Here is a 13,857-nt window from a genome sequence, read left to right on the forward strand (position 1 = left end):
ACAGTGGTGGAATAATTACTTCTTGGTGTATTGGTAGAAGCTCAAAGTTCCTGTTTCTTCTTCAGCGCTAACGAACAAATCGCGCCCATTCACTTTGTGAATACCTTCCGGAGCTGTGCCGCCGGCAGGGACCAGACCTAAGTATGAAGGCTTGGCAGCATCCGTAACATCGAAGAACAAGATCGTGCTTGCGCGCTCGGAGCACACGGCCAAAATTTGCTTGCCGTCCACTTCGCCCAGCGTCAAATTCTCAACCTCGCTGCCGCGGTTAGGGCTGCGGTCGTCGGGATACAAGCCGACCTTGGCATTGGAGCGGTCGATAAGCTCCATGCTGTCGTATACTACGGAGCCGTTCAGGTCCCAGGCCATAATGTTGCGGCCGCCGGATTTGACCCCGTCCTTAAACTCGTCTTTGCCCAGATCCCCTTCATTGGCCGTATACAAGTAGCGGCCGTCCGCGCTCCATACGATACCATCCGCCTCGGGACGCGCCGTCAAATCATCCTTGAAGGCGATGATGCCGTCATTTTTCAAATCGGCTTTATGCTTGGTGGTGCCGAGATCGAATACTTTCGTTACTTTCTTGTCCTTTAGGTCGACCAGTGCAATTGCGTTGTTTTCCTGTAAAGTAACCGCTGCAGTGGTGCCGTCCGGGCTGATGGCCGCATATTCAGGCTGAGGGTCGTTCGGATACGTAACATCCGGTCCTGCATTCGTAAGATCGAGAGGAATATCCGTCATCGTTCCGTTCAATGCATCGCCATTAGGAAACGAGAAGACGGCAATGGAGCCGGGACGCTTCACACGGGAGAAATCAATTTCATCCAGAGCAGGATCGAGCTCTTCATCCTCGATGCATACGACGGCGGCCGTGCCGTCTTTGGAGAAAGTGACGGCATCAGGCCCGATGCCTACTTCGTACGTTTTGACGATGGTGCCTGCTGCGATATCGACTACGGCCAGAGCGCCTTTGTTCGCATGATCGACGTCGTCGCCTTTACGGACGGCCACAAGCGCATGCTTGCCGTTCGGCATTACGGCTACGCTGGTGACCTCGGCTTGCCCGGATACCGATTTGAAGCTGACTTGCTTCAAGGCTTGAATGTTGTTCAGGTCATCGATCGAAACGATGCTGATGGAGCCAAGCGATGCTTCGGTTACCAGAAGCGTTTTGCCGTCCGGAGTCGAGGAGACGATTTCGGCATTCTTGCCCGGCATGGAGAAGGTAGCTGCGAGCTCAAAGCCGCTTTTATTTTGCGCTTGGAGGAGCTGGGTCTGGATTTGTTTGAATGTTGCCGGAGAAACAAAGGTTGAGCCGTCTTGGATATACGGCTTTTTGTCCAAAGAGGATTTCTTGCCCTGTACTTCCGCGTCGGCGCTGTCGATGATCACCTTCGCTTGAACGCTTCCTGCTTGGATGGCTACCGACCGTTCGGCTTCGTTCCACTTCACTTGACCTTCCATATTCTCGATAGCGGGACGGAGCTGGATATCGTCTGTTTTGGCGTAAGCTGCAGGGGCGGCAACGGAAGATGCGATAAGGCATACGGAAGCTAAAGAAAGAATGGCGGGTTTGCGTTTCATTTTACGTTTCATTGTGAGCACTCCTATAACGTTTATGATGGTATGTCATTATGAACAATGGCTACTTTCGTAAAGCATACGGATGGCTTACCCACGCGGTGAAGCGCATGTCGCCATACAGGTTGTCAGGGTCGGTGGAGCACGAATAGACGGTCTGATTCGTCAGGTTGACCAGCGACAGCCGCAGGCCGTGCTTGGCTCCGGTATCGATGCCGATTATGCCCGGTCCAACCCAGATTTCACCGGGAGCAGCTCCCATGCGGCGTGTCGGCGTATGGCCAAAAATAACCGGAAGAGGATACGGGTTCCGGGTCAGCAAGAACGGCTCGCGGATGCCCGTCAAATCGGCAGGCAGCTGATCCTCCAGCTTAAGTCCCGGACGCAGACCCGCATGCACGAACAAAAAGGAAGTGTGAAGCTGGTAGTAAGGCAGGGCTCCGGCAAAATCCAGCCAGGATGCTAACGCCGGGCCGGCGTCTTGAACGCTTGGCCGTTCGTTAGGTGTGGAGCATAGCCACGTTTCCATATTGCCGGCTATGGCGCGGGCGCCGCCCGCCGTCAATTGACGGATATCGTCGAGCGCACTCCATGTGCTAGGATCGTAATCGATGTAGTCGCCAAGCAAAAATAATTCGTCTACGCCGGGTTCGTAACGGGCGGCTTCCAACAACAAACGGACGCCGTCGGTATGACCGTGTATATCGGAAATAGCCAGGATTCGGGACATGGTTCTCTACCTTTCGTCTTCATGGGGATAAACATAAGCTGATTTCGAAGAAATGGCGACGCAGCCCGAGGTCCCCGGTTCCAGTGAGATAGGGTGCATAAAGGCCAGCTTCTGCCCATCCGGCGTCGATGCGAGCAGCCTCCATTTGGAGCCTTCAAAGGCACAGTGAACAATCCGTACCGGAAGAAGGTTGGCAGGAACCGAGCGCTCGCCATGCTTGCCGTTAACGGTTTGCCCGGATAGGCTTGCAGCGGCGGCAACTTCCTCATGAGCGCTGTCGATCCAATGTACATCCTCGGGCCGGAACAGCAAGTCGACTTGTTCCGTTGACGGCACCGTACCGGCAGGCATCAAGCATTCAATCACTTCATCCTGGATACGTACTGCCGGTTGAGCGCTAGTGCCGACCCATTGGCCCTGCAGCCGGTTGCCGGCTCCGAGCAGGGAAGCGACGGAGCGGGTGGCCGGCATGCTGTAGCAAGCCTGCGGCACATCCAGCTGGTCGATGCGGCCTGCGCGCATGACCACCATACGGTCGGCAAGAGCGAACGCCTCATCGGGATCGTGCGTGACATGGAACACCGTAGTGCCCAAACGCCGGAACAGGTACCCCATTTCCGTCCTCATCTCGATGCGAAGCCGCATATCCAGATTCGATAACGGCTCGTCAAGCAATAGAAGATCCGGCTGGGTAGCCAGAGCCCGGGCAATGGCGACGCGCTGCTGCTGTCCTCCCGACAATTGGGGCGGCAGCCGCTGCTCGAGACCTTCCAGGTGAAGGAGCGATACAAGCTCCTTCATTTTACGCTCGCGCTCTGCGGCCGGAGCTTTCCGGCGATGCAGGCCGTACGCGATATTATCGTAAACCGTCATATGGGGCCATAACGCATAATCCTGGAACACCATATTGATGCTTCGTTTCTCTGGAGGTACGAGCCGTGCCGCCGAGCTTACGACCGCTCCGCGAAGACGGATTTCTCCCGAATCCGGCTGCTGCAGGCCGGCAATCAATTGCAGCAGCGTCGATTTGCCGCAGCCGGACGGCCCCAGCACACTGATGATTTCACCGGAGCGGACGGAGAAATTCACTCCCGACAGCGCGGTGAAGGCTCCGTACGTTTTGCGCAATTCGTGCACTTCCAGAATCGTTGAATTCATAGGGACGTTCTCCTTCATGAAGATGATGGCGCATTGTGCTTGCGTTTGAACAGCCGCTCGACGATACCGATGATGAGGATGACAAGACCTCCGCCGACAATGGTGGCCGCAGAGGCATAACCGAATTGCAGGTCCTCGAACGCCTTGTTGATCACGACCGGCAAGGTCATGAAATTAGGCGGAAACAATATCGACGTAACGGCCAAATCGAACACACTGGCGCCGAAAGCGGCGAGACCGGCTGATACTAGCGCTCCTTTAAGCAAAGGAACAAGAATCGTCGTAAGCCGCTTGATGAAGCCTGCTCCTTGCATTTGGGCTGCGGAAAGCAGCTGCCCTGGCACCTTCGCCATCGCGCCGACGATGATTCGGGTAATGACCGGAATAGCTCCGGCGACGCTGGCGAGCACGAGAATCCAAGGCGTTCCATACAGCAGGAGGCCGATGGAATCCAGCCATTTCTGGTTCCAGATGAAAATGTATCCGATACCGAGCACGACACCGGGCACGGCGAGCGATACAAGGGAAATCACATCAATGACGCGGCGCAGCGCAAATTGGGAATAGGTAAGCACGTAAGCGACGAGAAAACCGACGATCAGACCAATGATTCCGGCTACGGCTGCGATTTCCAACGAGTGGGTGAATCCTTCCCGCAGCACCGAATTGTTCATGAACAGCTTGCGGTAATGATCCAGCGTCAAGCTGGCTCCCGACGAAGCGGTGAACGACATCAATATATTGGACCCTACCGGAATACCAATTACGACCCCCAAAAAGAGAATATTTCCAACTGCGAGGCCGACGGAGCCCTTTCTCGGTCTAACGGCTTCGCTCTTAGTTGCCCGGGAAGACAGGAAGTCGAATCGTGCCCGGCGCATGGCGAACATTTGCACGATCATAGCGAGCGCAATCAAGAGAACGAGATAGAACGACAGCACCCCCGCCATATCGAAGCGGATCGGCGATGTGTACAAGGCCGAATAGATCGAATAAGGCAGTGTCGGAAACCGGAATACCGTAGCAATGGAAGCGGGCAGCCCGAAATCTCCTACGGTATCCATGAAGACGAGCATAGCGCCGGAGCAGTAGGCCGGAAAAAGCAAAGGAGCCTGCACCGTGCGCCACACGGTCCATGGCGAGCCGCCGTTCAGCCGGGCGGCGTCGCGGAATTGATCGACCTTCCATTCCAATGCCGAGTAAACGGTTAAATAAGCCAATGGAAATTTGCTTAATGTCATAACCAGGATCAAACCGACAGGCTGAAAAATCAGTCCGTGCAGCCAGGTCCAGCCGAACCATTGCTTGGCCAGCCCGTTGGCGGAAGCGAACATGACCCAGCCCTGAGCCAAAATGAACGATGGCGTAATGATCAGCAGCCATACGGATAGATCAAGCAGCTTGGCCGTCGGAAACGTCCAGCGTGAACGAAGCGTAGCCAGAGCGGCGCCAAGCAGGGTCGCTGTAATCGTCGTCCCGACGCCGAGGGTGACCGAATTTTTCAGGGAAGCGAGCCACAGGGGCCGGCGGAACACTTCCAGCAAGAGGGATAAATCGCCAAAGACGAGATTCCCGAAAAAAACGCCCGGCAGCAGCACTTGAATAATGACCGCGCCCAGCGGCAGTAAAATAAGAAGCAGGAGGACGGCCAGCACCAGCCAGCCTGTCCTGTTTTCTGCAAGTAATGGTTTCATGCGATTATTTCACCGCTTTGTCGGCAAACCAGGTTTTGATTTCGGCTTCATGCGATGCCGCCCATTCCGGATCGGCTACGACGAGCTTGGCGTTCGCGGCTCGGTCTTTTTTCGCCGTTACACCTTTGGCGGACGGTTCGAAATAGCTTTCTTCCCCTTTGTCGATCAGCTCCTGCTGCGTTTTCGGATCAAGGATGAATTCAACGAACGCTTTCGCTGCATCCATATTTTTCGTCTGCTTTTGAATCGCTGCCACCCGTACGGAAGCGGGAGCGCCTTCCTCCGGCCATACGATTTCTACGGGCTCTTTCTTGTTTTTCATAATGTATGCGTTGCTTTCTTGCAGAGCGGCTACTTTGATTTCTCCTCCGGTCAGCGCGGTGGAAACATTCGGGTTTTTAGGGTATACTTTGACCCCGTTTGCAAGGACGCTGTCGAAATATTTTTTGCCGCCGTCCATTCCTTGATTATTGAAGAACCAGGCTACGAACGGATAAGCAGGTGCGGCGACGGCAGGATCGGCCATGCCTACGATGTTTTTAAATTCCGGCTTAGACAGGTCGCTCCATGTTTTTGGAGCTTTGGCCGCGTCGATGGCTTTCGTGTTGTAGATTAGAACGGATGCGGCATGCGCGCCGGTTGCATAGTACGATTTGTTGGCCGGGATGAGCTTTTTGGCGAAATCGGTTAAACCGTCCACGTTCTTGGGCGACCAGCCTTCAAGCAGCTGTCCGTTTTTGCCGAGCTGGTGAATCGACGGCATCGCATCCATCCACACGACATCCCAGTGCGGATTCCCTTTCTCCGCTTCGATCCGGGACATGATCTCCGCGCCGTTGCCGCTCACAATGTTCAGCTTGTAGCCGCTAGCTTTCTCGAACATCGGCCCGATAATCTCGTCGAAATCGTTCAAGTAGACGGTCAAAGGCTCCGTCGATTTGGCAGGAGCAGGGGTAGGAGTGGCGGCAGCGGTGCTTTCTTTTGTCGCCGCGGGGGCGGAGCCTGCTGCCGTCGGCTCGGTTTTGCTGCCGCATCCTGTGAAGAGTAGAGTTAAAGATAGTGCGATAGCTCCCATACTTGCCGTTTTGTTTTTTATACGTAGCATCTGATTGTAACCTCCCGTTTTCTTGTTCTTGTCCTGTTCAATATTTACTTTAACGCAGTAATGTAAGAGCAAGGTAAACGGAGTGCAAAGGTTTTGTTAAATAACTTCTATAGATATTGATCGTTGTATAGATAGATTCTATAATATAGCCTGAAAGATGGGAGGGAGAAGCCGTGAATATTCAGCAGATCAGGGTGTTTGCCACAGCCGCGAGCTCGCGGACATTATCCGAAGCGGCGGAGGAGCTGCGTTTGCGCCAGCCGACGGTAAGCTTTCATTTGAAAAAGCTGGAGGAGGAGCTGGGTGTGGAGCTGTTTCGGAAGCAGCTGCGCCATTTTCAGCTGACCGATGCGGGCTCGGCGCTGCTGCCGTATGCCCGCAGAATATCAGCTTTGCTGGATGAAGCGGAGCATTTGATGAAGGAGCACCGGGAGCAGGGGAGGGGCAAGCTGCGGATCGGGGCGAGCTATACCCCGGCAACCTACTTTTTGCCGTCCTATATGAGGGCGTTTCAGGCCAGCTTCCCGCAGGTCATGTCGCTGCTCACCGTGAAAAAAGCCGGAACGACACTGAACCTGCTGCGCGAGTACGAGATCGACGTCGCCGTTGTTTCGCTGCGGAATGTGCCGTTGGACGGGCTGCATGTCATTCCTCTCGTTCCGGATGAGTTGAAGCTGGTGATGCCGACCGATCACCGGTTGGCGGGAATGGCCGACTTGGAAGTGGACGATCTGCGCGGGGAGCCGTTCCTTGTTCACGAGCCGGGGTCAACGTCGCGTGAGCTGTCGGAGGCATGGGCGCGCGAGGTAGGGCTGCAGTGGGAAGTACGGATGGAGCTAGGCGCAATCGAAACGATCAAGGAATCGATCAAGTTCAACATGGGCATCGGAATTCTTCCTCGCCGAAGCATCTTAAGGGAGATCGAGCTGGGCGAGCTGGAGGTGCGCGACCTACCGGGGTACGTCAATCAGCGCCATATTTGTCTTGTTTACCGCGATGAGGATATATTGGCTTACCAGGTACGTACGTTTATCGGATTTATGCAAAGCCGCTGTCAGGAGTAACGTAGGAAAAAGCCGCGTTCGGATGGGATGCGGTTTTTTTTGCGCAGTCCCGCGAGATACGGCAATGAGCAGCAGGCAAGATAAAGGCTTGCATCTATTGACAATATGCGTGAGAACGATATAATGAAGGAAAAATGTTAGTGTTTACTAACATTTTGGCAATGACTTAAGAGATGGAGGCACCGACAACGAAGAAGCTGAGCAATAAAGATAAAATGATGACTGCAGCGATCGATTTGATGGCCGAACGAGGATACAAGGGCGTTTCGACCAAAGAAATCGCTGCGTCGGCAGGGTTTAGTGAAATGACCTTGTTCCGGTATTTCGGCAGCAAGCGGAAGCTTCTGGAGGAGGCGATCGACCGGTTTTATTATACCGGCGAGATGCAGCGTATTTTTGCGGAAGAGATGGTGTGGGATTTGCGCAACGACCTCCTGCTGATCAGCAAGACGTACCATGAGATAATGCATCAAAATCGAAAGCTTATCCGCATCGTGCTCCAGGATAACGAGCTGGCGGATTTGCGGAAGCATGCGGAGAAGCACCCGCGTCAGCTGAAGGAAAGACTGACGGACTATTTTGAATCCATGCAGAGCAAAGGCAGGATGATTCCGACCCGTTCCGAGGCGCAAGCCATGACGTTCATGTGGATGAACTATGGAGCCTTCATGACCGGCCTGTATGGTGCATCATCCATGACGGCCGTTTCTTTGGAGGAATTTATGCAGTCGAGCATCGAGCTGTTTGCCAGAGGACTCACCACCTAGTTTTTATGAATAACTTACTTTATATCAAAGGAGGAATTCGTTTGACCAACTATTCATCGCAACAAGCCGTGGAAGCGGATACGGGCCGTACCATTGCATCGTGGATGGATGTGCTGAGCCGGGAGGCGGAGAAGGACTGGTCTCACGGTCAATTGGTGGATTACCTGACCTCCGTGTATGAGGTTGGGATCGAACCGGCCGGGCGGATAGCCGATCATTATGAGGAATTCAAGGGCAATAAGCCTGTCGGCAAGACCGCATCCGCAGGCGCAGGCTATCAGGTAGGCGTAAGAAGAACGTATCCAGTCACGGCGGAGGCTGCATGGGCGTTCCTTACTTCACCGGAAGGCATGAAGCTGTGGCTTGGCGGACTGCCAGCCCTTGATTTCCAGCCTGGCCAGACGTTTCAATCCGATGAGGGCATCTCCGGCGAAATGCGTGTCGTGAAACCGATGCAGCAGCTGCGGCTGACATGGAAGAAGAAGGATTGGGACCGGCCTTCGACGCTGCAAATCCGTTTGATCCCAACGGCTACCGGCAAGCTGACCATCAGCTTTCATCAGGAAAATATGGCGGATTTCTATGTGAGAGACGAAATGAAGCAATATTGGGAAAACGCTGCAGCTGTTTTGCAGGAAAAGCTCGGTTAACTGTATCGCCGCGCCGCACAGTCTCGCTTTTTGAAAGCGATCTGCCGGGCGCGGCGTTTTTTGCGTAACGAACCTTTCTAGTAGCCGACTGGTCTTGGTGCTCAACTGACTACGGCTTTGCTTCAGAGAGGACAGAACGCCGGCTGCACACTAGAACATTAGCTGCGTTCAAGCCAGCAGCCGCTCCTCCTTTAACTTCCTCAACACCTCTGCGTCGGTTGGAAACGCTAAGTCAGGCAGCTTGTCATACGAGAAAAATCCCGCATCCTGCAAATCGTCCCCTGCGGCAAGCTCACCCTCCAGCACCTCGGCCATAAACCAGATACCCACCGTATGCTGCTCCGGATTATGAAAGTTGGACTGAACGGAATACACTTCTGTTATACGAATCGTTAACCCTGTCTCCTCGAGAAACTCCCGCCGGGCCGCGTCGTACACATCCTCATCCCATTCGACATAGCCGCAAGGAATGCACCATTGCCCCTCGTAGCTTCCTTTTCGTTTGCCTAACAGCACTTTGTTGTCCCGCAGTAGTATGGCCGCAACGCCGACCGCAGGATTTTGATAAAAAATAAAACCGCAAGCCGTGCAATAAGGGCGGGTTGTTTCTTTTCGCTCGTTCAGAGCAAGCTTTCCCCCGCATTTCGGGCAAAAATCGTATCTCATGGTGGCTTCACCTCCGCAGCGCATTACTCCCAGTATAGCAGAATAGATATCGATGAGCTGCGCATGCCGAGCAAATAGTTGCCAATAACATATGAGAATTTCGATAGAACAGATGAGAATTTTGCATGTGCTTTTGAACCAACATAAACGATAATGAGAAAGCAAAGACGATTACATTTTTTAAACAAATGGAGGTCACTTATATGAAAAAGGTCGTATCCACGCTTCTTGCGGCAGCGTTGATCACAACGGCAGTAGGCTGCGCCAGCACGGGAGGAACGAATACAGGGGCATCAAGCGGAGGGGCACCAACCGGTTCCGGCGGCGCTGCAAAAAAACCGGTGCTCGGCGTAGCGATTTATAAATTCGACGATACGTTCATGACGGGAGTGCGCAACGCGATTTCGAGTGCGGCTGAAGGCAAAGCGCAGGCGGACATCGTAGACAGCCAAAACTCGCAGCCGACGCAAAACGATAAAGTCGACTTGTTCATTACGAAGAAAGTGAATGCGCTTGCCATCAACCCGGTTGACCGTACAGGCGCTGGAGTTATTATCGACAAAGCGAAGGCTGCCAATACGCCGGTTGTATTTTTTAACCGTGAGCCGTTGGCCGACGATATGAAGAAGTGGGATAAAGTGTACTACGTTGGCGCGAAGGCCGAGCAATCCGGCACGATGGAAGGCCAGCTTGTCGTCGACTATTTCAAATCCCATCCGGAAGCGGACAAGAATAAGGACGGCACGCTGCAGTACGTTATGCTGAAAGGCGAGCCAGGGCATCAAGACGCCGAGCTGCGCACCAAGTTCTCGATCAAAGCCGTGGAAGATGCAGGTATCAAGGTTCAAAAGCTGGCTGAAGACACCGCCATGTGGGACCGCGTAAAAGGACAAGAAAAAATGGCTGCATTCCTGGCATCCCACGGCGACAAAATCGAAGCCGTATTCGCGAACAACGACGATATGGCGCTCGGAGCTATTGAAGCTTTGAAGGCAAAAGGCTACTTCAAGGACAACAAATACGTTCCTGTCGTAGGCGTTGACGCAACGGCTCCCGCTCTGAAAGCGCTCGAAGAGGGCACATTGCTCGGTACCGTGCTGAACGATGCGAAGAACCAAGGAAAGGCAACCTTCAACCTGGCTAATGTGCTGGCGCAAGGCCAAACGCCTAATAAGGACAATACAGGCTACGAAATTACCGACGGCAAATATGTATGGGTACCGTACAAAAAAATTACGAAAGAAAACATGAACGACGCGAAATAATCCGGTTTTTTTGTAAAAATTGCAGCATTAGCTCGGTACAGGTGAAATAGGCGATTTAGGTTAGAGATGTTCCGTTTTTTCAAATAGTACGACAGGGCAAGGGGCAATGTGTGCTTTCGTTGTACCCTTGCTTTCTTTTTCGAAGGGGGCGTTACCGTGACACAAAGCGGATTTTTACTTGAAATGAACAATATCTCCAAGGAGTTTCCCGGTGTGAAGGCGCTCGATAATGTAACGCTTAAGGTTCGTCCGGGTACGGTACATGCTCTGATGGGAGAAAATGGCGCTGGAAAATCGACGCTGATGAAGTGTCTTTTCGGAATATATACGCCCGATGGGGGCGACATTTATTTGAACGGCAGCAAGGTGGACTTGAAAAACTCCAAGGATGCGCTGGATCATGGCGTATCTATGATTCATCAGGAGCTGCACCCGATTCCGCAGCGCAATGTGATGGAAAATATTTGGCTTGGACGGTTTCCGCTCAAGGGCATCGGGCCGTTCCAGCTCGTCGATCATAAAAAGATGTATAAAGATACGGTAGAGCTGTTCCGCGAGCTCGAAATGGATATCGATCCGAATGCGCTTGCGGGCTCGATGTCGGTCTCGAAGCTGCAGTCTCTTGAAATCGCCAAAGCCGTATCGTTTCAATCCAAAGTCATTATTATGGATGAGCCTACCTCGTCCTTGACGGGTAACGAAGTCGAAGCGCTGTTCAAAATTATCGACAGTCTGAAAAGCCGCGGCGTAGCGATCATCTATATTTCGCACAAAATGGAGGAAATATTGCGTATTTCCGATGAAGTGACCATCATGCGGGACGGCAAGCTGATCGGCACTTGGCCGGCGGCGGAGCTGACGACCGATCTGATTATTACCCGGATGGTCGGACGCGATTTAAGCCAGCGGTTCCCGGAGCGGACCAATGTGCCGGGGGACGTGCTGCTGAAGGTGGAAGGTCTCACTTCGCCCATCGCCAAATCGTTCAAGGACGTATCCTTCGAGCTTCGCAAAGGGGAAGTGCTCGGGCTCGGCGGCCTCGTCGGAGCTCAGCGAACCGAATTGATCGAGGCGCTGTTCGGCCTGCGTGCGGTATCGGCCGGTACGATCTCTCTGCGCGGCAAGCCGGTGCGCTTCAAGGCGCCGATCGATGCGAAGAAGCATAAGATCGCGCTGTTGACCGAGGAACGGCGGGTAACGGGGATTTTCCCGGTGCTGTCGATCCAGGAAAATACGGCGATTGCCAACCTCGACCGGTACATTAATCCGTTCTTCCTGCTGAACGAACGGAAAATCAGGGACGAGGCTGAGCGAAGCGTGGAACAGCTGCGCGTGAAGACGCCATCGGTCAAGCAGCTGATCAAAAACTTGTCCGGAGGCAACCAGCAGAAGGTGCTGCTGGCCCGGTGGCTGTTGACCGAGCCGGACATATTGCTGCTCGACGAGCCGACCCGCGGCATCGATGTCGGGGCCAAGTTCGAGATCTACTCGATCATCGCCGATCTGGCGAAGCAGGGGAAGAGCATCATTATGATTTCCTCGGAAATGCCAGAGCTGCTCGGAATGAGCGACCGCATCATGGTGATGTGCGAAGGGCGATTATCCGGCATTGTGGAAGGTAAAGACGCGACGGAAGAAGAGATTATGCGCCTGGCGACCAAATATATGGTGTGATATGGAGTTTACGAAGAAGGCTTTCCTTCGGAAAGCCCAGTATCGCTTACGAAGTCAGTTTTGCTACCGCAAAACTTTTAGGAGGATCAAAAATGCAAACCAACAAAGTAAGTAACTTTTTGACGCAAAATGCGATTTACATGGTGTTGATCGTGCTCGTCATAGGAATAGCGATATCGGATCCGCGATTTTTGTCCATTGATATTTTTCGCGATATTTTGCTGCAAAATTCAACGAGAGCCATTATTGCGCTCGGGATGGCGTTCATCCTGATCACCGGAGGCACGGATTTGTCCGCTGGGCGCGTCGTCGGTCTGACGGCTGTATTATCCGCCTCCATGCTGCAAATGTCGGATTATCCGCGACGGTTTTTCCCGGATATGCCGGACTTGCCCTTGTGGGCGCCGATTGCTATCGGTATTCTCGCCGGGCTTGTCGTAGGACTGCTTAACGGCTGGATCGTATCACGGCTCAGCGTGCCGCCCTTTATCGCCACATTGGGCACGATGGTTATCGTGTACGGGGCGAACTCGATTTACTTCGATTTGAAGCCGAACGAATCACAGCCTATTGCAGGCTTGCGCAAAGATTTCACGAATTTGGGCACCGGATTTTTCGGTCAGAACGGCTCTTATTCCATCCCTTATATTGTCATCATCGCAATCGTCGTCGCGCTCATCGTCTGGGTTGTGTTCAATAAGACGAGGCTCGGAAAGAACATGTACGCCATCGGCGGCAACATCCAGGCCGCTACTGTATCGGGGATTAACGTAAAGCGCAATTTGCTGTACATTTATGCCTTTGCGGGAGCTCTGTATGGACTTGGCGGCGTTTTGGAAGCGGCAAGAACCGGCGGTGCGACGAACAACTACGGCAACATGTACGAGCTGGACGCCATCGCAGCCTGCGTCGTAGGCGGGGTGTCCACGGCCGGAGGGATCGGAACCGTACCTGGCGTGCTGGTAGGCGTCTTGATCTTCGGAGTCATCAACTACGGACTTACGTTCATCGGCGTCAGCCCTTACTGGCAGCTGATCATTAAAGGCTTGATCATTGTTGCCGCAGTAGCCTTTGATATCCGCAAATATTTGGCTAAAAAATAATAAGAGTGACGCGATGGAAAAGCGCTTTATAGACAGGGGCTGCTATATGCAGCCTTTGCTATGGAGCGTTTTTTTTGTGTCGCTGTGCTGGGGAATGAAGCCGAGGGTCAGAATTATCGGCTGAAAGAAGGAAATTCCGCGTTACAGGGAGGATGTAACGCGCAGGAGCACGCTGTAACGCGGTTTTTCCGCGTTACAGAGCAGGAGCAAGCAGCCGAGGAGCGAAACTCTCGGCTGTAAGCAGGAAATTCCGCGTTACAGGGAGGATGTAACGCGCAGGAGCATGCTGTAACGCGGTTTTTCCGCGTTACAGAGCAGGGGCAAGCAGCCGAGCTACGAGACTCTCGGCTGTAAGTAGGAAAAACAGCGTTACAGGGGAATGTAACGCGCAGGAGCACGC

Annotated in this window: 12 protein-coding genes; 6 read left to right on the top strand and 6 right to left on the bottom strand. The window is 53.4% G+C overall.

Annotated elements, in window-relative coordinates:
- Positions 1-15: 15 nt before the first annotated feature.
- The 5 genes from DVH26_RS05605 to DVH26_RS05625 are packed head-to-tail and all read right to left on the bottom strand — an operon-like array spanning position 16 to position 6,268.
- Positions 16-1,596: a choice-of-anchor I domain-containing protein gene (locus tag DVH26_RS05605; protein ID WP_239632037.1), complete on the bottom strand. Its 1,581-nt coding sequence runs from the start codon at positions 1,594-1,596 to the stop codon at positions 16-18.
- 49 nt (positions 1,597-1,645) lie between these two features.
- Positions 1,646-2,311, bottom strand: a complete 666-nt coding sequence (locus DVH26_RS05610; protein WP_239632039.1) for a metallophosphoesterase family protein — start codon at positions 2,309-2,311, stop codon at positions 1,646-1,648.
- A 6-nt stretch (positions 2,312-2,317) separates the two neighbouring features.
- Positions 2,318-3,469: an ABC transporter ATP-binding protein gene (locus DVH26_RS05615; RefSeq protein ID WP_239632041.1), complete on the bottom strand. Its 1,152-nt coding sequence runs from the start codon at positions 3,467-3,469 to the stop codon at positions 2,318-2,320.
- A 14-nt stretch (positions 3,470-3,483) separates the two neighbouring features.
- Positions 3,484-5,163: an ABC transporter permease gene (locus DVH26_RS05620; RefSeq protein WP_239632043.1), complete on the bottom strand. Its 1,680-nt coding sequence runs from the start codon at positions 5,161-5,163 to the stop codon at positions 3,484-3,486.
- Positions 5,164-5,167: 4 nt separating this feature from the next.
- The gene (locus tag DVH26_RS05625) at positions 5,168-6,268 is read right to left on the bottom strand and encodes an extracellular solute-binding protein (protein ID WP_239632045.1); all 1,101 of its coding nucleotides are present in this window, start codon (positions 6,266-6,268) and stop codon (positions 5,168-5,170) included.
- A gap of 173 nt (positions 6,269-6,441) precedes the next feature.
- On the opposite strand from DVH26_RS05625, the gene DVH26_RS05630 reads away from it, so the two are divergent.
- The 3 genes from DVH26_RS05630 to DVH26_RS05640 all read left to right on the top strand — a co-directional run bounded on the left by DVH26_RS05630 (position 6,442) and on the right by DVH26_RS05640 (position 8,749).
- Entirely contained in the window at positions 6,442-7,332 is an 891-nt protein-coding gene (locus DVH26_RS05630; protein ID WP_239632047.1) for a LysR family transcriptional regulator, read from the top strand.
- 173 nt (positions 7,333-7,505) lie between these two features.
- Positions 7,506-8,099 carry a TetR/AcrR family transcriptional regulator gene (locus DVH26_RS05635; protein ID WP_239632049.1) on the top strand — a complete coding sequence of 198 codons (594 nt, stop codon included), beginning with the start codon at positions 7,506-7,508 and terminating at the stop codon, positions 8,097-8,099.
- A gap of 41 nt (positions 8,100-8,140) precedes the next feature.
- A complete protein-coding gene (locus tag DVH26_RS05640) occupies positions 8,141-8,749 on the top strand; it encodes an SRPBCC family protein (RefSeq protein WP_239632051.1) in 609 nt (202 codons plus the stop codon).
- 168 nt (positions 8,750-8,917) lie between these two features.
- Here the strand turns inward: DVH26_RS05640 and DVH26_RS05645 are convergent, their stop codons facing one another.
- Positions 8,918-9,415, bottom strand: coding sequence for an NUDIX hydrolase (locus tag DVH26_RS05645; protein WP_239632053.1), 498 nt, complete (start codon positions 9,413-9,415; stop codon positions 8,918-8,920).
- Positions 9,416-9,618: 203 nt separating this feature from the next.
- On the opposite strand from DVH26_RS05645, the gene DVH26_RS05650 reads away from it, so the two are divergent.
- From DVH26_RS05650 to mglC, 3 genes are all read left to right on the top strand, one after another.
- Positions 9,619-10,680 (top strand): galactose ABC transporter substrate-binding protein, encoded by a 1,062-nt coding sequence (locus DVH26_RS05650; RefSeq protein WP_239632055.1) that lies wholly within the window; start codon positions 9,619-9,621, stop codon positions 10,678-10,680.
- 156 nt (positions 10,681-10,836) lie between these two features.
- Positions 10,837-12,354, top strand: coding sequence for a sugar ABC transporter ATP-binding protein (locus tag DVH26_RS05655; protein ID WP_239632057.1), 1,518 nt, complete (start codon positions 10,837-10,839; stop codon positions 12,352-12,354).
- A gap of 92 nt (positions 12,355-12,446) precedes the next feature.
- The gene (gene mglC / locus DVH26_RS05660; protein WP_239632059.1) at positions 12,447-13,457 is read left to right on the top strand and encodes a galactose/methyl galactoside ABC transporter permease MglC; all 1,011 of its coding nucleotides are present in this window, start codon (positions 12,447-12,449) and stop codon (positions 13,455-13,457) included.
- Positions 13,458-13,857 lie beyond the last annotated feature (400 nt).

This window comes from Paenibacillus sp. H1-7, from assembly GCF_022354825.1.
In the GTDB taxonomy this organism is placed as follows: Bacteria; Bacillota; Bacilli; order Paenibacillales; family NBRC-103111; genus Paenibacillus_S.